Here is a 23731-nt window from a genome sequence, read left to right on the forward strand (position 1 = left end):
CTTTGCTCCTTCAAACAAAACGCTTATCCAGCGTAGGTTTTGACGCTGCCAGTCGCTAATCAACGATTACCCCGTCCTGTTGGATATGCAAGGTTGCGTCATTGCCACCATTTGAAGCTGTGTAGACGTCGTAGCCACCACCCTGACCGACTTTCGCCCAGCTGTCGTCGAGCGAAATGCTATCGTTGGCATCGCCCATAATCTTCAAAAGATTGTCCTCATCGGTCATGGCGATGACATCCTCCGCTTTCAGGCCTTCGATTTTGTTATCGCCGGAACCTTGCATATCGATGGTTTCGATGTTGTTCAGGTTGTTCGCCAGATCAGTGGCATCAGTGGGATCAGTGCTGGTGACAGATTCGCCGAAGCGGAGCTGAATCGTATCCTCGCCACCGAAGCCGTCGATGCGTTCACCGGTCCAGAGCAGGGTGTCATCGCCAGAGGTGGAATATTGCTCAGTCACGCCGCTGATGCTTATATCTTTCCAGTCGGTCCAGGCAGAGGGATCTCCACCGGCCGTTTCTGCAGTCTGCGCTCTGACCTGCACGTTGCTTAGATCATCCTTTGCCTGCACAAAGCCCAGGGTTTCCGCTTCTGCCAAGGTCAATCCACTGATGGTGTAGCTGCCACCGCCGTTATCGGCTACCTGAGCGGTACCGCTGATCAGGGTATTGCCCAGATAGAAGGCGGCATGTTCGCCCATCCCGGAGAACTCCAGGGTCAGGGTTTCTGTAGATTCATCCCCTGATCCTGCCGAACCCGGGTCCTTCAGCTCATGGTTAAGGTTGAGCGGGATGATATCCCCCTCCTCGCCAAAGCTGGGGGTGGGGGCCAGGGTCAGGCCATCGGCCTGGGCTCCCACTGTCAGGTTGAAGGTCTGCTCGCTAACCTCCTCGGTGGAGAGGGCATCTTCGCTCGAGGTGACCTGAAGTTTCAGGCCACTGACCGTACCGCTCCAGTACTGGGGCGGCATAATGCCGATATAGGCCGGGATTTCACCATTCCCCAGCAGCCAGGTGTTGGTCGTACCGTCACCACCGGCGTTATTGGACAAAGCGGCCTCGGTTGCGCTTTCGGCGCTGTCGCCCACATAAACCAGGAAGCCGTTGGGGACATTACTCAACAATACCGCACCAAGGGCTTCGGAGTCGTCGCTGTCGTGCAGGCCAACATTGGTCACGTTCAGCTGAATCACATTGGACTTGTCAGTTTCCGCCAACTGGCTGGCGTTTTCTGTTCCACTGACATTTTCTACCGTGAAGTTATAGCCGCTGTTGACCGGGGTGATTACGCCGGTCTGTACCGATGAACCAGTTTTTATTTCAGTCGAACCGTCTTCCTGGCCTTGCGCCCAAGCCGAGAGGCTAACGGAGCCGCTCACATGCTCGCCGGAAGCGGTGTAGGTCAGCTCAATGGAGCTGGTCGGGTCGGTTACATCGATCACATAGTAGCTACCATCAGAAACCCCGGTGACACCACTGACCGCAGAAGTACTCAGGGTTGTGCCGCCCTGTTTAAGCACCCCGTTGTCATCGATGCCTGACTCATCCAGCTGGAGGTAGAGCTTATCACCCACCAGGGTCCAGTTGGGATTGTCCGCCGTATTGGACAGATTGATGGTAAAGGTCAGATCGCTGCCTTCATCCACCGCCGGTGCGCTAATGCTGATCTCCGGCTTATCACTGACCGGCTGTACCGCATCGAAGACAGCTTCAACGCTGGCATCACTCCTCAGGCCGCTGGGCACATAGGTGGTCAGCTTGGCGTCAAACTCGAAATCCCCATCGTGCTGGTTCCAGTTGACTGGCGGCTTCACGGTAATGTTGCTCATCAGCGTTTGCAGGTCTGCATTGCCACCAGTACCGGAAGCGGTCCACACCGTTTGACCATCAATAACAGTTGAGGTCATGCCGGTTACCACCGTGCCCTCGGGCAGGTTGGACAAAGTGATATTGAAGCCGTTATCGGTAACGCCATCTTGGATTTCACCGTTAAAGGCATCACTCAGTGTAAAGGCGGTGTCCTCGGTGGGATCAAAGTCGGTTTGCTTCCATGCCTCTATCTCAGCAGGTAACTGACTGCCTTCACCACCCGGGAAGTTGGTTGTCAGTTTAACCGTTGTACTGGCTGGCTCCTCCTTACCATTGTCTGCATCTTTCGTGATGACAGTAATAGAGATTTCGTGATCAGTCAGACCTCCCGCTTCCGACTGTACTTTAAGATTAATCGACGGAGTCAGCGCTGAATCAAAGCTGTCATCGGTGATAAACAACCATTGGTTTCCCCCGATAAAATCGGCTCCCTCAACGATGACACCTTCGGGCACATTATCCAGCAGGATACGAGTCAGCTTCTCACTGCCATCATAGTCACCGCCATTGATACCTTCGTTGGCGATATTCAGGTTGATGGTTGCATCACCTGTTGAGGTCATGGAAATATCATCAGACGTCACCGTGAGATCCGGCTGGTCGGTGACTGCGGTTACGCTAACGTTGTAGGTTTGATACCCGAACATTTCGGATGCCGGAGATACGGTGCCATCATCACCCGGATCTTCAACCGTGTACTGAACGGTAAAGCTGCCGTCACCGTGCCAGTTGTCATTACCCTTGAGGTAGATATTGTCCATGGCGGTGCTATCCAGCTTGTACCAGCCACCTTCAAGCGTTACTCCCGACTCGGTACCCTCAAGCTCACTGCCTGATGCGCCATAGGTCAGGGTATAGCCGCCTGCGTTATCCAGGTCAGCCTTGCTGATCCAGACTTCGGTAATGGTCTCCCCGATTTCTCCGTTCTGCTGCTGGGCACTGAAATCCAGTTTTTCAGGAGTATCCTCAACCCCTCCAGTGCTCAGATTCATGGTCGCTTCCGGGGACGGGGTGATTTTGATCTGGACACTATGGTTTTCCGTAAGCGAATCACCATCGTTTTCGGTGGTCACCGCAGCCAGGGTGAAGGCATCGGAAGTACCACTGAAATTGGCCGGGGTGGTAATTTTGACATTATTCAGGTCGTCAGCTGCAAAGACCCATTCTCCATTGCCCAGTGAGGTGACTCGCCCTCCCTCCTCGCTGACATCCACCACACTGAAGCCCTCCGGCAGGCCGGAGAGCTTGAAACTCAGGGTTTCGGAATCGGTATCAACCAGTGACGGAGTGTCCTTCAGAAGCTCTGTCAGCATCACACCGCCATCGCTGTCCACACCGGCTTCGGTGAAGCTCTGAGCGGATGGGTCCACCACTTCCACGTTGGCTTCGTCTGCCACCCCTTTGGGGGTGACATTGATGGACAGCTCGAAGGGAGGAGTGGAAACACTATCATAGGACGTACCACCCACGGTCAGAGTGTCCACGGAAACCGTCTCTACATTCAGAGTAAATGGCTTGTTGGAGTGCTCCGGCGGCGTCAGGGTCATATTAGCGCCCGTATCCGGATCAAAGTCTGTAATTTTCAGACTCCAGGAATCGCCGCTTTTCACCACCTCGTATCCAGTTCCATCTGCCATGGTGCCACTGCCACTATCAGCATTGAAGGATTCAGTGCCATAGGTGATCACAGCACCATCAGGTATATCACCGATGGTGACATTAAAGGTTTCAGAGTCGTCGGAACTACTGGGCCGGATGGACAGCGGTACACTTTCGTCTTCATTACCGTTAACTCGCGCCGTAACGGTGGTGGTCGGAGTATCGGCTGAAGGTTTGATCAGAACATTAGTCAATTCGGCATGGCCGCTGACCGCCTCGACCGTTTCTTCACCATCATCATCGGTATCCACAGTCACGGCTTGCACGTTGATTTTGAACTGGCCGGAGAAGTTTTCCGGAGCCTTGAATTGCAGCGTATCCAGATACTCCGCCGGCACACGTACAGCATCACCACCAAAGGTTTGGGTAATCGTGTTACCTGACCCATCGGTGTAACTGAACTGCGATCCCGCTGGGTCTGTTTGGATAGCATTATGGGCTGTCAGTTCAGGGGTCAGTGCAGCAAATAGCTGCTCGTCATCTTCAACATTCCAGCCGGTTTCCAACTTGAAGCCACCCTCTGTACCCAGAGTGAACCACTGGTCTTCGGTTCCGGTGGTGGTGTATTCATGGCCAGAGGTCATATCAACATCATTGCCTGCCTGGCCATCAGTATCGGAATCAGTGCGTTCGGCAACCGGGTTTACGGTGATAGCAACATCATGATTGGTTGGAGCCTCATTGGTGACCGACGAGCCGTTCACCGTCTGGGTATCTTTAGAGGTTACCTCCACTGCGATCTTCGCATCGAGACTGCTGTGTCCCGGCGGGGTGATGGTAAACTCATCCAGAATGGCTTCGCGCTGGGCTTCTGTCAGGCCGTCATCGAAGGTAATTGTGTAGGTGCCACCGCTTTCTGTCAGCGTCCAGTCACTGCCACTGCCGCTGGAAGGCTGGCCCAGAGTCCAGGTACCTCCTTCCGTTGGCGTATCGAAACTGATTTTCGTAATGACCTCTGTACCATCATTGTCATCCGTTACCCGAATGCCGGACAGGAAATTGACCGCTGTATCCTCATCGGTTTCCTGAGTGCTGGATGTATTTACATCCCCGGCTACCGGAGTGACATGCAGGTTCAGGGTTACGCTGTTATTGTCGGTAACCGCTTCTGCAACGCCATTTTCACCTTCATGTTCTGCTGAAGCGCCATCACCCCAGCCATCGGCATCCTTGTCCTGGGCGTTGATGGACACGGTAATGCCATTCAGGTCACCACTGAAATCACCGGCTCCGCCGATCTGAATTTCCGGGAAGCTGTCGATGCCACCGGTCTGCCCACCGGCATCAATGGTGATGCTTTCATCGGCAGCCACGGACTTGCCATCTACGGTAATGGTGCCGTTACCCGCTGGGTTGGTGATGGTGATGGAACGTACCTCCGAGCCGTCCAGATCATCGAAGGAAGCGCTGAGCATGTCCGTCAGGTCGAAGGTGGTATCTTCCTTGAGGGTGACATCGGCCTCAGTGTTACCCGTGTATACAACGCTGTCGGTGTCATCGATACTGGTCGCTGTGTTATCAAATACCAGCTCGGCATCGTCAGTCACCGCCTGTACGCGAACTTCCACCTCAGTGGTGCTGGTGGCACCATCCACAGCGGCCAGCTTATTGCCGCTGGCATCCACTTCATAGCTGGTGGCGCTCATCTCCACGGTGAAGTTTTCGTGGCTGTGAGCGGGCGGAGTAACGGTCATACCCTCAAAATCATTTGTATTCATGGTAAGGTCGGTCGTCAGGCCCGACAGATGATCACCACTGGCAAGGTTGCTCAGCTTAACAGTCACGCTTCCGCTGGCAGTTACCGTGTAAGTGTTTGCTCCATAAGTGAGCACAGCCCCTTCGGGCAGGCCGCTCAGGGTAATCTCACCCAGACGCTCAGGATTGTCTCCTGCGGTGCCAGTGCTGTTCTGATCCGTATTATCCACGATCACAGGGGCGTTCAGGCCCAGCGCAACTGCAGTATCTTCCTTCGTACTGATATTCTCGTCATCCACTGCAAGCGGGGGTGCGTCGGAGATCGGGTTAACGGTTACATCCACCTCGGTCACTGTGGTCGAACCGTCATCATTGGTGATGGTGACCTGGAAGTTATCCGTAGATCCCTCATTGCTGTAGTCAGAATTTGGGTAATAGGTCAGTTTTCCATCGGTGTCTACTACAACCACGCCATGACCCACATCGTATCCAAGGGTTCCGGTAGGGATAGCCGACCCATCAGGCAAGATGGTTTCACTTGTGGCCGGATTATCATCAGTATCCTGAATGCTGACATTACTCTGAGTTGAGTCCGCCGAAGTGGTAAAGGGCCCATAAGCTGTATCTTCATCCGTAGTGATAGATACGCTCGTCTTCGGCACATCATCCACCAGGTTAACAACGAAGGTGCCCGTGGCTGAGTCATCATCGGCATCCTGCACCTGATAGGCGAACTCCATTGCCATGGTTCCGTTGACGGAAACCGGATGCGCAAGCGCACCTTTAAGCTCAAAGGTGTACTTACCCGTATCCTTATTCAGGGTTACGACAAATACTTCTTCACTTCCCCGGGTAGCGATAAGGGTCTCATCGGTTACATCAATCGTAATGCCTGAGTTACCCGTGCTCGCCAGCAGGGTTTGCAGTGCAATCTGATTCGTAGCGAACGTCAGGCTGCCCATGCCGTCTTCACCGGTATCTATCGGCAAGGACGCTGTAACACTGGTGCTGCCCTGCCCTGCTTCACTGCCTGAATCGAGGTATTTTTCATCAACATTTGTCGCGGTCGGCTGACCGCTGACAGCCGGGCCATCGTCCTGAAATACGAACCGGTCACCAATATTGACGGTACTGCTGATCTCATCGCCATCGCCATCTTTGGCCGTGGCTTTCAGGTCAATCGCACCGTTGGTGATTTTAACGAAGTCGTTCGGGGTGAGCGGGTCCTCGTGCTCCAGAGCGCGATTTTGAACCAGTGTTACTTGGCCTGTCGCCGCATCCACTGTGATGGTAAAAACCACATCGCCATTGTCATTACGACCTTCAATTACGCCGCTATTGTCAAAAAGCATGACTGCATCACCACTGGCCGTATCCACAAGGCCAGAAGCACTGTTATCAATCACCAATTCATAAGCGACACCGTTGTTTCCATCGACGCCATATTTAATATCGAAAGCCCCGGAGAAATTAACGGTCGCCTCAGCGCCTTGCGCACCAATTTGCGCTTCTTTCACTTGAGCTTCGTCCAGTTCTACGCCAGTAAGATCCACTTCGGGCAGATCATCAATCACCAATACGCCAAGGCTGCCAGAGCCGATAACGCTGTTAGCGGCGTCCTGCGGGTCTGTGGCAGTCACTGTTAAATCAATATCTTTCAGTGCATCATCAGAACCTTGGGCACTGTGCGCTTGTGCGTCGGTTAACTTGTAGTCGAAATCAACTTCCCACACAGTGGGTTGACCATTGGCGGTTTCCACCATGGCAGAGCTGTTCAGAGTGATCTCGCCGTGGCCGGAAACTGTGATGGTCTGAGTGCCATCCAGAGCTTCGATGTCCGCCAGGGTGAATTCCTGCCCACCAATTTCGATGGAATCAAGTCCGGACGGTGCGGTAACACGCAGTACGCCACTGACAGTATTTGAGCCATCGCCGGTGTCCAGGCCCTGCTCATGCACGGTGAGCTGGCCATCAGCAGCACCGTTATCGTCCAGCACTTCGATGGTCGGGGCGTCTACTATGTGGGCGGTGGCGCTGTCGTTGCCTGAATCTACTTGCAGGTTTTCAAAGCCGGGATCTATGCCGGCATTATCTACAACGCTTTCAATTGTGGCAGTGACAGGCTCACTCAGTTCAGCTGTCATGTCCGCGGTAGTATTAACTTCGAAACTCGCTGAGGCATTGCCGCCGGTAATGGTAATGCTGGCGGGCAAGGCATCCACGTCACCCGTATTGGCGGCTGCGCCACTCCAGTCAAGGTTCACGGTTACGTCTTTTCCAGACTCAACGTTAACCGGGTCGCCATTTTCATCGACAAGATTAACGGTGTAATTGAGCGTGCCACCTTCAAGGACAGAGTCCTGGTCGACGGTGATTTGTGCGTATACAGGGTCGATGGTGTCGGTGACCGTCACCGTTGACGTATCCGTATCAACGACTTGCTCGAAGTTTCCACCAGTCACGCTATCGATGGAGACGTCGTAGGTTTCTCCATCTACATAAACGTCGTCGCTCTGAACCTGGAACGGATCAGACGTACCACTGGTCGCGCCCACGGCGATGGTGATGGTTTCACCATTGCTCAGGCTAATGACCAGATCGTTCTCTGTAACCGGGTGATCAACCGTTGCGGTGATGGTCTGGCTTTCGCCTTCTTCACTTGTAATGTCACTCAGGGTGATGGTGACAGGTGTATCTGTATCAGAGATGGTGATGTCCGTACTGTCGTTCACCACATCGAGTTGCTCGAAGTTGCCGCCACTACCATCGGCAACGAAATCATCCACGGTCAGGGCAACGTCATCTTCTACGTAAACATCGCCATCCGGGTAACCATCCAACGCCTGGGTGCCAGCTACAGCACCAGTGCCCCAGCCAAAGGTAACCTCACCGCTGGTTGCGCCGGCAGCTACCTGAATGCTGGCTGTCTGACCATTGCTCAAGGTAATACTGAACGACTGATCCGCTTGCGGCGCGTTATCCAGGTTAACGGTGTAGGTAATGGAACCGTTGTCTTCATCGCCGCTGCCGCTAGACGTTAGCGTGGCAGTGGTGATGTCGATACTGTCAGTAATTTCAACCGTACCCACACTCGGAGCGCCCAGGTTCTCAAAATCGGAACCACCACTAACCGCTACATCTGTAGCCACCACAATGTCTTGTGGATCGTCTGTATACACACCCTCAAACAGACTCGGCGGGATGATCACATCCACGGTGCCAGTAGTGTTCCCACCACCGATGGTGATGATTTGATCATCGCCATTAAGGTCTTTGAACGTTACTTCAACGGGGTCGTCACCTGCGCGCACCTCGCCGCCCAAGGTCACGGTATAGGTGAGCGTGCCACCGGATTCCGTCAGACCAGGGCCAGCAGTCAGGCTAACACTGGTGGTATCGATGGTATCGCTAACCACCGTATTTACGTCAGCGCCATTGAAGGTCAGGTTCTCGAAACTATCAGCGGCCCCCGCATTCTGTTCGCTAATATCAGTAATGGCAGTACTGATGGTCTCGCCATCCACATAAACATCATCACTTTGCACCGCTAAGTTAAAGCTCTCACTGCTGCTACCAGCGGCGATGGTGATGCTGCTGCCATCTGACAAGGTCACTGTTATATCGTTTTTGGCATCTACTGCATTGCCATTGGCATCCATCAGCGTGACTGTGTAGGCCAAGTCTGACTCGCCTTCATTCACTGTTGTGCTGTCTACGCTCAACTTCGCGGTAACGGCATCGATCGTGTCGGCGATCTGCGCTGTGGCAGTGGCGCCAGACAGATCTGTTGCCTCAAAGTTTCCACCATTGATAGCGGTAACTTCTGCAGTCACGCTGTCAGGATCAAGGTAAACGTCCGGGTTCTGAGTGTTGATAAACAAGTCGCCACCGCCATTGGCATCAACGACTACGGTGTGCTCAGTGCCAGCAACGTCGACCGTCAGCGTAATGGTTTCGCCCGTTTGTGGTGGGTTGCTCAGCTGGAAACTAAAGGTAACGCCGGTGGCATCTTCAGTGACATCCGCGGTTGAAACGCTGACGGTCGTTACATCACTGTTATCGACAACTTCCGTGCTGGCTGCGCTGCCAAAGCTTGAGTCGTTAATATGCTCGCTGCCACCGCTTGCGCCGACCACTTCAAACTCTGCCGTCGTACTGCCTTGTGTGTAGGCGTCATCCAGGCGGCTATCTACCTCTGCGCTGCCACTGGTCTGGCCCACCGGAATGGTGATTGTCTGGCCATTGTCCAAAATGACATAGAGCGGATTGTCCTGCACCGGTGTTTCAACGGTTGCGGTGACAGTAATCTTATCGCCTTCATTAACCTGCGCCGGCGCGCTCAAAGTAATGTCCAGTACGGGCTCAACCGTGATATGTAAATCCGCAGTGCTCGTGCCGCCATCGGCATCAGAGACTGTATAAGTCACTGCTGGCACTGTGCCGCTATAATCAGGCTCAGGCACAAACTCATAACTGCCATCAGCATTAAGTGTTAGCTCGCCAACACCGGCAATCGTTGCTGCATCGCCCGCGCTATAAGTTTGGCCATCTACCGCAAATTCGGTAACACCCAGCGGGTTATCGCCATCAGGGTCGGAATCGTTGGCCAGAACACCGTTGGCGCTATCAACCGTAAGCGTGATGCCTTCAACAGCTGTGATGGCGTCGTCTACAGCATCCGGCAGTGGATTGCTCACGCTCCAGGCAAACTCAGTATCTGCACTATTTCCTGATTGATCGGTCACACTGATGGTGACAGTATGCTCGCCGTTGCCGCCAAACTGACTGGCAGATTTGTCGATAGTGCCGCTAATAATGCCGGTATCTGGGTCGATGGTTAGCCCATCGGGCAAGCCGTTGGCGCTGTACCTGATGTCGCTGCCATCAACGATGTCATTGAAGTTTCCGCTGACATCCAGGTTGATCACATCCGCATCGAGATCACTCTGGTCAGCGATAGGCGTATTGATATCCGGCGCGAGATTGTCTACGAGTTTGCTATCAGTTGCGCTGCTGGTGTTGCCCGCCGGGTCGGTAACGGTGGCGTTCAGTTCCACTTCGGTTTGACCGGACATGACGGGCACGTCTACCGTGATGCCGTTGTCGATATCGTCCTGGGTCACCGGGCGGTTAATCAGCTCGTTGCCCTGGCCATCGGTAATCACCACCGTATCGCCCGGTTTGGTTGTACCAGGGTCCAGCGTGACGGTACCTTCAACCGTGCCATCACTGGTATCGTCTTCGTTGTAGCTGCCGTTAGGGCCGCTACCCGGCTCTAGTTCAACCTCAACGGTCGGCGTAACGTTGTCTACAGTTTTGTTATCGGCATCGTCACTGGTATTACCCGCCGGGTCGGTAACGGTGGCGCTGATCTCTACCTCGGTGTCACCGGATGACACGGAGATGTCGACGCTAACGCCATCATTAATATCGTCCTGCGTGACCGGGCGGTCGATCAGGACGCTGCCGGAACCATCCTGAATCACCAGGCGGTCGCCCACTTCAACGGTGTTCGGATCCAGCGTTACTTTGCCGGTGACTTTACCGTCGGTGATTTCGTCAACGCTGTATACGCCATCACTGCCGGCGCCTTCGAGCTCCGCCGTCAGCGTGGGTGTCACCGCATCGACCGGTTTATCGTCCGATGCATTGCTGGTGTTACCAGCTTCGTCGGTGATCACAGCGTCCAGGGTGAGCTCGGTGTCGTTGCCATCAATGGGAACCTGAACGGTAATGCCGTTATCAATATCGGCTTGTGTCACTGGGGCATCAAACAGCGTATTACCTTTGCCGTCGGTGACTACAAGGTGGTCACCGACCGAGACCGTTGGGTCCAGGTTGATGGTGCCTTCAACGGTGCCGTTATCGGCATCGTCTTTGTTATAGCTTCCATCCGGGCTGGAGCCCGTTGCGAGTTCAACCTCAACAGTGGGCGTAACGTTATCCACGTCTTTGTTGTCAGTCGCCGTGCCGGTGTTCCCCGAGGGGTCCGTCAGTTCAACATTGATCTCAACGTCCGGCTGACCGGGCTCTACCGGTACCTCCACACTGACGCCGTTGTCGATGTCGTCCTGGGTGACGGGACGATTGATCAGCTCATTGCCGTTGCCATCGGTGACCACCAGGGTATCGCCGGGAACGGTCTCTGGCGTCAGAGTAATGTCGCCCGTGACCGTACCGTCGGTGATGTCACCCTCGTTATAGCTGCCACCCGGGCCTGTGCCCGGCTCCAGTTCCACGCTTGCTCCTGGGCCGACGTTATCGACGTCGTTTTCGTCTTTACCGTCGCTGGTATTCCCCGCCGGGTCGGTAACGGTGGCATTCAGTTCCACTTCGGTTTGACCGGACATGACGGGCACGTCTACAGAGATGCCGTTGTCGATATCGTCCTGGGTCACCGGGCGGTTAATCAGTTCGTTGCCCTGGCCGTCGGTAATCACCAGCGTATCGCCCGGTTTGGTGGTGCCGGGGTCCAGCGTGACGGTGCCTTCAACCGTGCCATCGCTGGTATCGTCTTCGTTGTAGCTGCCGTTAGGGCCGCTACCCGGCTCTAGTTCAACCTCAACGGTCGGCGTAACGTTGTCTACCGGCTTAGTATCCGATCCGTTGCCGGTGTTGCCCGCCGGATCAACAACTTCCACGTTCAGGCCGACACTGGTCTGGCCATCGCTGACCGGCACATCTACGGTAATGCCATTGCTGATGTCATCTTCGGTGACCGGCCGTTCGATGATCACATTGCCGTCTTTGTCGGTGATTTTGACGGTATCACCCGGTTCAGTGGTGCCGGGCTTAAAGGTGATGGTGCCGGTAGCTTTACCGTCGCTGGTGTCGTCTTCGTTATACGCACCATTAGGGCCAGAACCGTCTTCAAGTTCTACGATTACTTCCGGGGCTATATTATCTTTCGGGTTTTTATCGAAACCTGTGCTGGTATTACCCGCTGGGTCGGTGACTTCAACATTCAGCTCAACATCGATTTGGCCTTCCGCGACGGGCACGTCCACAACAATGCCGTTGTTGATATCGTCTTCGGTAAGCTCGTAATCCACGATCGGATCGCCGTTGTTATCTGCAATCGGGTTACCGTCGATATCCGTTACTGTCACCTTGTCGCCGGGAAGTGTGGTGCTCGGATCAAAGGTGATCGTACCCGTAACTTTTCCGTCTTGCGTATCGGCTTCGTTGTAGTCGCCGTTCGGGCCAGAGCCCGGTTCAAGCACTGCATCTACACCCGGGGTAACATTATCCACCGGTTTGGCGTCTGATCCGGTGCCGGTATTGCCAACAGGGTCGGTGATGGTAACGTTGAGTTCGACATCGGTCTGTCCCTCAGACACAGGCACGTCGACGATAATGCCATTGGTGATGTCATCCTCGGTGACCGGGCGTTCAATAATCACTTCACCGTCTTTGTCGGTGATTATGACGGTGTCACCAGGTTCTGTGGTGTCGGGGTCGAAAGTCACTGTGCCAGTGACTTTGCCGTCTTTCGTGTCGTCTTCGTTGTATCCGCCATTGGTGCCAGAGCCTGGCTCCAACTCAACCGTAATTGCTGGTGCAACACTGTCCACCTCATATGGCCGCTCCGCCTGTTCAGAAACAGGCGTACCATTTGGCTCTACACTGGCAACGGTTGCCTGAACGTTCTTGTCTTGCGCCAACTCACTGCCCGGCACATCCACTTGCCAGGTTTTGCCATCTGCATTAACGGTTGTTTCATACAGTTGGCCGTTGACAGTTACAGTAACACGATCGCCTGGTTCTACTCCGCCGCCCACTGTCCCTGTCAGAGTAATAGACTGCCCGGCTTCCGTTGCGTCTACGATATCGTTGCCAGCAATCACATCGATGGAAATGCTCAGTTTTGGGAGCTTAGAGCCAGTCTGAGGGTAGTCATTATTTGTTTCGTGACGGTCAGTAGAACCCTGGTGATCACGTATCTCATCACGTACAAACGTTGATTGCGGCAGGCTCATACCGAATGGCCGCAACACTTCCTGAATGCGCGCAACGGTCACCGGCGTGTAACCATCCGCTTCGATAATTTCGCCAATACGAACCAGCTGAACAAAACCATGTCCTTCTGGCGTGGCACTCTGGTATTGCGTGGGGCTCGCATCCGCCGGCGCCTGGTCTGAAGACTGCTGAGGCCGCACGTCTTCATTCTGCTCCATGAACTCGCCGCGCTGGTCGGCTGAGACTTGCTGCTCACCCACAAACGTCAGTTGCTGGTTATCACCGAAGTCCAAATCAACGCGTGCGCCTTCTTCCATGATCAGCGTTTCATCAACGCCAAGTTGATCACCCACGCTGAGTAAACGACGTTCGCCGTTCGCGTTCTCCGCCCAGGCCTGTCCGATCAGTGAAACAACAATTGCCAGAGTAGTCATAAGGACCTCACAAAGTAGCTATTCATGCAGCATGCGCGCATGTAGAGAATCTGGTTTAGCGTTCGCTCAAAGCATTGGCTTTGGCGCGCAGTAAAGGCTTTAGCAGGTACGATAAAATGCTTTTCTTCCCAGTCATGATGTCGAGTTGAGCGGTCATCCCGGGAATAACAGAAAATTTCTGCGCCGAATCTGTGTCATTGGTGACGGCACGCACCAGGTAAAAGGTGTTATCGCGCTCATCGGTAATGGTGTCGGCACTGATGTGCTGGAGCGTTGCGGAAATGCCGCCGTATACAGAAAAATCGTAGGCATGCAGTTTGATAGTGGCCGGTAGCCCGGGGCGCAGGAAGGCAATATCTTTGGGCGCTATTTTGGCTTCGACAAGCAGGCGATCGTCACTGGGCACAATTTCAACAACTGCATTCCCGGGCTGAACAACCCCACCAATAGTATTCAGGAGTACCCGCTGAACTGTGCCGTTCACGGGAGATCGAATTTCAGAGAGCCTTACCTTATCCGCCAGACCCGCAACACTCTTCTCCAGGCTGTTCAATTGGGAACTGGCATCACTAAGTTCCGCGCGCCACTGGTTACGCGCAGTAGACTCAATCTCTAGTAGCCGGGAGTCCGCTTCCTTGATGCTGGCCTTGACCTGCCTGACACGAGCCGCCGCTTGAAGCTGCTCACCGTCTGCGGCAGCCTGGTCTCGCTGCAAGCGCAGAACTTCTATTTCGGAAACAGCACCAGAGCCTAACAAGGGCCGAGTGGCCTGCAACTCCCGCGTCGACATACGGTAAGACTTCTCTGCCGCAGACAACCGCGCCTGAACTTCTCCCAGCTCTTGCTGCCGCTGGGCGCGCTGTTCCCGCGCGACAGAGAGCCGATCGCTCAGCTCTTTCAGACTGGCCTGGTAATAACCCTGCTCCTGGCGCAGAACCTGCTGTTGCTCGGCGGTTAAAGCTTCGCTGAAGTTCAGTTGAAGTGGTTCGTTGTTGATCTGCGCCCGCAACCGCTCAACTTTCGCCGCCAATGCAAACGCCCGCACACTGCCTTCCTGAAAGCTGGCAACAAAGCGGGTGGGATCTATGCGCACCAGAAGGTCGCCCTGCTTCACCGTTGCGCCTTCCTCAACGAAAAGTTCGTCGATAACACCGCCATCCGCAGACTGTATGATTTGCAGTTGCCGCGACGGTATCACCTTGCCTTCCCCCCGGGTTACTTCATCTATGGGAGCAACCGCAGCCCAGATGATCAACCCGATGCAGGTCAGCGCAATACCATATAGAAGGCTACGGGCACGGAGGGTGCTCTGCTGCTCCATTGCCTGGTCTGCATCGTCGGGCCATTGCCTTGAGTTGTTGCGAAACGCTGAGAAAAACGGCCGGAACAGGCGATCAATGAAGCCCCTGCCCCGGGCGCCTACCGCGTCTGCCAACTGCAAACGTTCAAATGCTTGTTGTTCAACGTGCTTCTGAGCCGTTTTTTCTACAACGTCGGGCTTGTCTTTCATCTCGCCCCCCGCTGAATACTTCCTTGCTGAAGCGCCTGAAGCACGCTCTGTTTCGGGCCGTCGGCAACGACTTTGCCAGCATCCATAACAATCAGTCGATCAACCAGGTCCAGCAAGCCGGTGCGATGAGTTATCAGCAGCAACGTGTTGCCCTGGCCAAGCTGGCTCAGGCCCTTGCTTACATGGTTCTCCAACATGCTATCCATGGCACTGGTGGGCTCATCAAGCAACAAAATGCTGCTATCGGCCATAACAGCGCGGGCCACCGCAATAGTCTGACGCTGCCCACCCGACAGACGATTACCCCCTTCTCCGACGGGCATTGATAAACCATCGGCGTGATCACCCACCAAACCTTTCAGGCCGGAAATATTGATCGCCTGCATCAGACGTTCGTTGCTTGGGTGCTCTATGCCCAGCGTAATGTTGTCGTAGACAGTGCCACTGAGTAACTGAACGTCTTGAGGGATGTAACCGATATTGCGGCGTAGCTCCGTCGGATCTATCTGCTCTATATTCACGCCATCAATCAGGAGGCTTCCAGAGGTTGGCCGATACAATCCCAGAATGAGTTTTTCCAGTGTGCTTTTGCCGGAGCCCACACGGCCAAGAATCCCCACTCGCTCGCCCGCCCGGATATGCAGTGAAACTTCAGACAAAGCGTCACGATCTTCATCCGGATACTGAAAAGAGACGTTGCGCAGTTCTATTTCACCGCGCAGCTTGCCCCGACTGATTAGTTGTTTTCCGGGATCTCGGTCCTGCTCAGCGTCCATGATCTGCTCAACAGATGTCAGAGCGGTGGCCGCCTGGTAATACTGAGTCAATAGCGAGGCTGTTTGCGAAACAGGCGCCATGGCACGGGACGACAACATATAAGCTGCGATGAGCCCGCCCTGGCTCAAATCACCACTTATCACCAGGTAAACACCGGTGATAATCATTACTACCGAGACAACTTGTTGTACCCAGGACGCACCCGCACCAACTGACATACCGAGCATGCGCTGCTTCCCCGAGCAGCCAGACAAAAACCGGGTAGACTGCTCCCAGGCACTTTGCATGCGGCTTGTGGCATTGAAGCTCTTGAGCGTGGGCGCAGCAACCAGGCTTTCAATTAAGCCCGAATTACGCTGGGCGCTGGCCTGGCTCATGGTTTCTGAAAGCTGGTGCATGGTCGCCTGTACCGAAAGGGCGTAAAAAATAATCAGCGTTGCGCCAATCACCACTGGAATCATCATCACTGGCGAAATCAGGGCAATGATGATCACAAAAAGCAGAAAGAACGGAAGGTCAACAAGCGCAGTAACGGTCATCGAGCCGATAAACGAGCGCACGGATTCAAACGACTGTACATTGGCTGCAAACGAGCCTACTGAAGGCGGCGCATGCTCAAGCCGGGCGCCCAGAATCCTCTCCATGATCCGGGCCGACACCTTAATATCAGCCCTGCTCGCAGCCAACTCCACAAACCAGCTGCGCAGCAACCGCAAAGCCAGGTCGGCACATATAATGAAAAGCGCACCCAGAGCGAGAACCCAGAGTGTATCCGTCGCGTGATTGGGAACCACTCGGTCATAGACGTTCATGACGAACAGCGGCATCGTCAGGGCGAACAGATTAATAAAAAAAGCCGCGATCAGGATATCTCGATACACCGGCCGGTTTGCCTTGATGACACTCCAGAACCAATGACCCTTATCTGTAGCAGCGGAGCCTGCACCTGTCTTATTCGAATCCAGGCGAAAATCCGGGCGACAGTACAGGGCGATCCCCGTATAGCTGTCTTTGAAGCTGTCCAGTTCCAGCTCCTGGGGTTGCATACCGAGTTCCGGCAACAGTACCTGAACTTTCTGCTTCTGGACGTCAATGCTTGTTAGCAGGCAAGCGCGGTTACCCTCCAACAAGACGACGCAGGGGAACAGCAGACGGTTAAGGCGACTCAAGGGCTGCCGTACCAGTGTCACCTTCATATCTACCCGCTCCGCGGCGCGGGCAAATACAGAAGGCGACAGGCGTCCGTCCACTAATGGCAAACCTGAAACCAGCGCATCGTGGCTGGTCGCAGTGCCATTTTCAGCGGCCAGCCATAGCAGGCAAGCGCCTAAGGGGTCATCGGTCAGATCCATGACAGCCTTTCATGCCTATTTACGGGCATGAGTAACACGCACCTCAACACGGCGGTTCAATGCCCGGCCTTCGGCTGTGTCGTTGCTTGCATTGGGTTGATACGCACCTACGCCGGAGACCAGCATAACGGTATCCGTAACACCGCTATCAACAAGAGCATCCCGCACTGCTATTGCTCGGGCCAGAGATAGCTCACGATTCAGTGCATCAGTGCCGGTGCTGTCGGTATGACCCACAATATTGATGGACTTCGCCGTTCCACGCTCCAGCAAACGCCGGGCAAACTGCTGCAGGCGAGCCATTGCCTCGGGTTTGAATTCGGCACTGCCGATGTCGAACAGCGTATCGCTGCCCAGATTCAAGACCTCTTCGGTATCTGCCGTTTGCAGGTAGCGATCGAAGCTTGCGGCGCCATCATCGGGCAGCGTGCAGTAACGACTGGAGCCAGGGTTAACCGACTGATTGATGTCACCAAGATCTGGAAGCTCTTCACTACCAACGGCAAGGGTATCCAGCAGCCGCCCCATACTGTGAAGTGTTTGCAGGCGGTTGATTTCCAGGTCGTATGTCCCGTTGATATAAGCACGCTCCGCCTGGAAAAACTCGTTTTCGGAGTCGAGTACATCCAGCAACGAACGACGCCCGATATCGAACTGCTCGCGATAGGCGGCAAGCACTCCCCCTGCTTCTTCGCGGTGATTCGCTAAAGAGGCAAGTTTTACCTGAAGGTTAAGTACATCGCTGTGTGCAATGGTTGCAGTCTGGCGCAAATCGACGCAGGTTTTGTCCCGCATGCTTTCAGCCTGGCTGATTCGGCGATTTGCTGCGCGCTCGGCCGCGCGGTCACTGCCACCGCGATACAAATTATAACGCGCTCGCAGCTCGATCACTGTTTCATCGCCATAGGAGTGCGGGTCTGATCGCGTATCGAAACTATTGTTATTTTTATAGGTACCGTGCCGAGCGCCCAGTTCTAGCGTTGGGTAGCGGCCAGACTTGGCTTCACCGTAAGAGGCCTCGGAAGCCTGAATCTCCTCAAACGCTGCAAACAAGGCCGGGTTATTGGCATAGACCGTCTTTAGAACCTGCCATAACCCTTCAGGCACAGCCTGCGCTTCTACTTCGAAAGGGGTTAGATTCTCGGCGGGGAAGCGACCAACCAAACGCTGAAAACGAGCAGTAACACTCTGCAGGTTTGCCACCTCAGTCATTAAATTAGAGCGTGCGAGAGATAAACGCCCATCAATTTGCTGCAGGTCGGCCCGATTGCTAATACCTCGACCGACACGATCGCTCACATGGCGTTGCACCCGCTGATGGTTTGCAACGTTTTGCTGTGCGAGTGCCACCAGCTCGCGGTGGCGGAGAACGCTCAGATAAACCTCACTGGCCTCGAGCGCCTTGGTTTCTGCCTCATCCAGCAGTTCGTAATAGCGCGCACGACTACTATGCTCGGCTCTCGCGACGGCGTTACGCACTCGAAATCCGTCGAACAGCATTTGTGTGAGCGACACTTCTGCATAATTGCGGTTGTAGCTACCACGGTCATCGTAGTCACGGGCGCCAATACCACCGGACGCACTTACATCAATAGATGGCAAGTATCCGCCGAAAGCTTCACGCTGGTCATAAGTCGAGGCCTGGAACGCATGCAACCGAATCTGCAATTCCGGGTTAGTGTCCAGTGTTTCCTGAACAACACTTAACAAGTCGTCGTGTGGCTTCTCTGCAGCTGAAATAAATGCTGTAAAGCTCAAAGAATACGCAAGGGCAAGTTTGGCGGCAAAGGGTGTTCTGGCCATAAAATCCTCTAAGCAATCCGTTCGAGCTTTTGGCTCAGCAACGGATAAGGTCGTTAGGCTGGTGATTTAGATAAAAGGCCCGCACTCATCAAGTTATGAAGTACCATCAAAGGCATGGAACAGCCTGAAATTGATAGCGTTTCATACAGAGCGACGAACGCAGAGAGACGTAATTAACTGACCGTAACACTGCTTTCATCGCGAACATTTGCCTACGCGAAAAAAGTTGTGTTTGAGGGGAATATCTTTGGCCCGATATCACAAGGCCACTTTAGAGGGATTAGTAAATTCGGCTAAACTTCGCCGTTAAATTGTTTTGCAACAAACACCCTGCATGCTGTGCTGTTAAAATTCTTGCAAGGTTCGACCTATAAACGCGACGCCGAAAAACGCGAAAGGGCAAACATGGGTGCTTTGAGACACACACGGATCCTGATTGTCGAGGATGAAGAAGCAGATCGCATGCTGCTTTCGGCATATCTCCAGCGTCAGGGTTGCCAGTTGTTTTATGCTTGTGATGGCCTTGAGGGCATCGAACAGGCACGCGCAAGACAACCTGACATCATCCTGATGGACTCTGAGATGCCTCGCTGCAATGGCCGGGACGCCTGCAAAATCATCACTCAGGATCCTAGGACCCGGGATATCCCGGTAGTGTTTATTTCCTGCATGACCGCAGCCGAGCAGCGAGTTCGAGGTCTACTCGCCGGTGCTGTTGATTACATCAACAAGCCCTTTGATTTCAATGAAGTAAAGTTGAGACTGGTCATTCATTTGCGCAACAGAGCATCCTCGGCGAATAATAAAGAAGCGCAAAAAACAGATGCACCACCAACAAACAATCTGCATTCGATCCTGTTCCACTCAGCGCGCACCCACCTTCTCAGGTCACTGTCGTCGACTCTATCGATGAATGAACTGGAAACACTGACAGGAACGAACAGCAAGAAACTGAATATGGCGTTCAAGGTTTGTGCCGGGGCAACCGTATACGAATACCTCAGAGAAGAGCGGATGAAGGAAGCCAGGATTCTTCTTCAAGAAACCCGGCTCCCGGTGCAAGATATAGCGCACCAGGTGGGTTTTAAAGACAGCGCCAACTTTTCCACCGCGTTCAAAGAGCGATTCAAATCGTCGCCCAGAGAGTTTCGCCAACAGCATAACTAACCTTAGAGGCTCTTTTGATTCACAGCTTGTGGAAACCCGTTCTTTTAGTCGCCATCGCAACATTGTGTTTTGGCATTACCCCACACACGTTGGCCGATACCAGCGTAGCTCAAGGCACTCCTATAGACCTTGCCACAGCGCCGGACAATCATGAGCTCACAGGCGCGATGACAACCATTTCTGGAAGCAGAAATGTACAGAACTATCATGATGCCCTGAACTCCACCGACTGGACTCACCCCGGTGAAGATACCTTCAACGCACCACGACAGCACACGACCACTTGGTTAAACGCCACCCTACACAACAGCAGCGGCCAGGCTTTAACACGCTGGTTGGTACTGGAACCCTGGAGAATGACGCGGGTAGATGCGTTCTTTCTCTCCCCGACCAGCAAGGCACTCCTCTGGCAGAAAACCACAGGTTTAGCCCAGCCCTTGCAGGATCGCACCATAAGCAATGGAAAAAGCGTTATTCCGGTGCAGCTCAATGCAGGGGAAACCCAGCAACTTCTCCTGAAAATTGATAGTGACAGCCTCCCCTTTGTCAGTGTGAAAAGTTGGGAACCAGCCTCATACGCTCAAAGCATCCATGAAAAGCGGGTATTTCAGATCGTTCTTTTTGCATGCATCGTAATGCTGCTGACCGTTCTGACACTCAAATTCAACGCCGGCTTATTCATCACTGGCCTATGGCTATTGATTGCGTTCATATTTGAAACAGAAAAGGATGGTTTTTTCAGCTTATACCTGCTGCCTGTCCTTGAGAATTACTCAACCAATCTCAGAGTTTCCGCATGGGTGTTTACGGAACAGCTGTTCCTGACAACGTCTGTGTTCTTGCTGGGGCTTCACCAGCATCGATTCTGGCGCCGGTTCCTGGCCCTGACGGCCATATCTGCCGTCGTTACAGCGTGTCTCACCTTTGTTCTGGATGGGGTGAGTATCCGCAGCTGGGGAATTCTGATCACGGGCCTGTATGCCTTAAGCTGGCCATTCATGATCCCCCCCACCCTTCAAGCCAAGCGTCCCGGGCAGATCCCGATACTGCTCCTGCTCTTCGCATACTGGGTTACGTCTTCATTCTTGTTGCTCGGCTACACATTCAATTTCTATTACACCTCTGCCTTCGCAGGTGTACGAATTTACGTCGAGATCTTCATCGTTCTGGCATTGATACTCACATACAACTGGCAGCAGAGACGTCAACTGGAAATAGCTGCAACCGCGCTCAGGGTAAAAGAATCAGAAAGCCGCGAACTTCTGGAAAAAGCCGTCGAAAACCGGACAAAAGAACTGAACCATGCCCTAGAGACGGCAAAAAAAGCCAACACAGCCAAAGTGAACTTTTTGGGACAGATCACTCATGATTTGCGATCTCCGCTAACAGCCATCCTGGGCTACGCGCAACTGCAGGCGGTTGACGCAGTGAGCCGCCAGAAAGCAAATCAGGTTATCCAGGACCGAGCACTGTACATGAAGGATCTGGTAGATGGCTTGATGGACTATGCGCGGGACATCACAGCGTATAACGATGAACTACGGGACGTTTACCTGATTGCTTTTATCGACAATCTGGTTAATCAAGCCCACATTATCGCCGGCAAGCAAAATAACGATTTTCAATTCAATATCGAAACGGAATTGCCAACGGTCATCCAGTGCAACAGCACCCAGCTGCAGCGTGTTTTGCTCAATCTGCTGGACAATGCCGCGAAATACACTGATAACGGAAAAATCACCTTATCCATTGCATTCGACAACAATCAAGACGGTGAGCCATCGCTTGTTTTCCGCGTCACTGACACTGGCCGTGGCATAACCCCCCATCAGCTTGAAAAAATCTATACACCTTTTTATCAAAGCTCCAAAAGTAATCCCGGCGCTGGTCTGGGCCTGGCCATCTGCTTCGAACTGACCAAAAAGCTGGGGGGCAAACTTCATCTTGATAGTGAACCGGGCAAAGGAACTACTGCGACATGCACCATTCCCTACATTGCCGGAAACGAGCAGCTTGTGAGCCCCGCACTTCCGGTGATGCATGATTTTCTGCCTGTTTTTGACGCCCAGGGCAAAATAGCCTGGGTGGTAGAGGATTCATTACAGATTCGTGACCTATTAGACGACGAACTCACCAACATGGGATTTCGGGTAGAGCTTTTCACTACAGCAGAAATGTTTATGGAAGCTGTGACGCCTGGCGGCAATGTGCCCGATATTATCATTACCGACTATCACTTACCGGGTGCTTCAGGTGCCGAAGTTCTGAACGCTGCACGATCCTGCCGGCCTGGTGTGTCGGTGATTCTGCTCTCGGGCAAACAGGAACTGAGTTCAGAGCCCATGGAAAATACTTCAGAAACGTTCAACGCATACTTATCGAAACCCGTCGACCTGCGGGAGATGCGCCTGACGCTTGCGGAACTTTGCAATCTTACCTCGTATAACCCAGACCAGTTTGGTGAGATCATCACCAGGTAACACGCATACAATGGTCTGTATTGCATAATACGCCTGGGACCCGATCCTCCGTGATTTGCATTTTGATACGCAAAAAAAAGGAACGCCCTGCCGATGCCCTACCCCATCGAACAAAAGCTCGTTATTGCGGTTGCATCCAGCGCCCTGTTTGATCTTTCCGGATCGGACCAGGTCTTCCGGGAACAGGGTGAAAAAGCCTATCGGAAATATCAGGAGGCGCATCTGGAAGAACCCTTGCGCAAGGGCGTCGCCTTTCCTTTCGTAAAGCGTTTTCTCAGTGTGAATCAGAAGTTTCCGGAGCAATGCCCCGTAGAAGTGGTTTTACTGTCACGAAACTCGGTGATTACCGGTAAGCGGGTTTTCCACTCGATTCATCATCACGGGCTGGACATTACCCGAGCGGCATTTCTGGAGGGCAAGTCGCCCTATGCGTATATTCCTGCGTTCAATGCTTCGCTGTTTCTTTCTGCTAATGCCAAGGATGTGTCACAGGCCATCGATTACGGCCACCCGGCGGGCACGGTACTGCCGAGTCACGTAGTCGATGATGAGGGCGATGCAGAACTGCGGATTGCTTTCGACTTTGACGGAGTGATAGCAGACGATGCCTCAGAGCGGGTATTCAAGGCAGGCTCCCTGGAAGACTTTCAGGAACACGAGTCCTCCCGATCACAAATCCCCCACAGCCCTGGCCCTCTGGCGGATTTATTCCGCAAGCTTTCACATCTGCAAAAACTGGAGGACCGCGCAGTACTGGATGATCCGGATTACCGGCGGGTATTAAGAATCGCCATAGTGACGGCCCGCAATGCGCCTTCCCATGAACGGGTGATTACAACTCTGGAGCACTGGGGCGTGGATGCCAACGAGGTTTTCTTCCTGGGTGGGATGAAAAAAGACCGGATCCTGAACGTGCTCAAACCCCACATGTTTTTTGATGACCAACGCTCCCACCTGGAGTCTGATGCTGGGGACATTCCAATGGTGCATATCCCGTTTGGGGTGGCGAATCTGGGAGAATAAT

The 23731-nt window shown here is 53.7% G+C and carries 7 protein-coding genes; 3 read left to right on the plus strand and 4 right to left on the minus strand.

The window, feature by feature from the left end:
* Positions 1-55: 55 nt before the first annotated feature.
* Genes Q4501_RS01125 through Q4501_RS01140 form a run of 4 tightly spaced genes read right to left on the minus strand, consistent with a single transcriptional unit; the run spans position 56 to position 19060 of the window.
* Entirely contained in the window at positions 56-13618 is a 13563-nt protein-coding gene (locus Q4501_RS01125) for an immunoglobulin-like domain-containing protein (RefSeq protein WP_303593445.1), read from the minus strand.
* Between the two features lie 55 nt (positions 13619-13673).
* A complete protein-coding gene (locus Q4501_RS01130; protein WP_303593447.1) occupies positions 13674-15128 on the minus strand; it encodes an HlyD family type I secretion periplasmic adaptor subunit in 1455 nt (484 codons plus the stop codon).
* The gene (locus Q4501_RS01135; RefSeq protein ID WP_303593449.1) at positions 15125-17257 is read right to left on the minus strand and encodes a type I secretion system permease/ATPase; all 2133 of its coding nucleotides are present in this window, start codon (positions 17255-17257) and stop codon (positions 15125-15127) included. The genes Q4501_RS01130 and Q4501_RS01135 overlap by 4 nt, the downstream gene beginning before the upstream one ends.
* Positions 17258-17272: 15 nt before the next feature.
* Positions 17273-19060 (minus strand): TolC family outer membrane protein, encoded by a 1788-nt coding sequence (locus tag Q4501_RS01140; protein WP_303593451.1) that lies wholly within the window; start codon positions 19058-19060, stop codon positions 17273-17275.
* A gap of 405 nt (positions 19061-19465) precedes the next feature.
* Between Q4501_RS01140 and Q4501_RS01145 the strand changes: the two genes are divergently transcribed.
* The 3 genes from Q4501_RS01145 (at position 19466) to Q4501_RS01155 (ending at position 23730) form a co-directional block, all read left to right on the plus strand.
* Positions 19466-20227 carry a DNA-binding response regulator gene (locus Q4501_RS01145; RefSeq protein WP_303593453.1) on the plus strand — a complete coding sequence of 254 codons (762 nt, stop codon included), beginning with the start codon at positions 19466-19468 and terminating at the stop codon, positions 20225-20227.
* Positions 20228-20241: 14 nt separating this feature from the next.
* Positions 20242-22707: an ATP-binding protein gene (locus tag Q4501_RS01150; RefSeq protein WP_303593455.1), complete on the plus strand. Its 2466-nt coding sequence runs from the start codon at positions 20242-20244 to the stop codon at positions 22705-22707.
* A 93-nt stretch (positions 22708-22800) separates the two neighbouring features.
* Positions 22801-23730, plus strand: a complete 930-nt coding sequence (locus Q4501_RS01155; protein ID WP_303593458.1) for a 5'-nucleotidase — start codon at positions 22801-22803, stop codon at positions 23728-23730.
* Position 23731 lies beyond the last annotated feature (1 nt).

Origin of the sequence: Marinobacter sp. 2_MG-2023 (genome assembly GCF_030546935.1) — a bacterium.
GTDB lineage: Bacteria > Pseudomonadota > Gammaproteobacteria > Pseudomonadales > Oleiphilaceae > Marinobacter.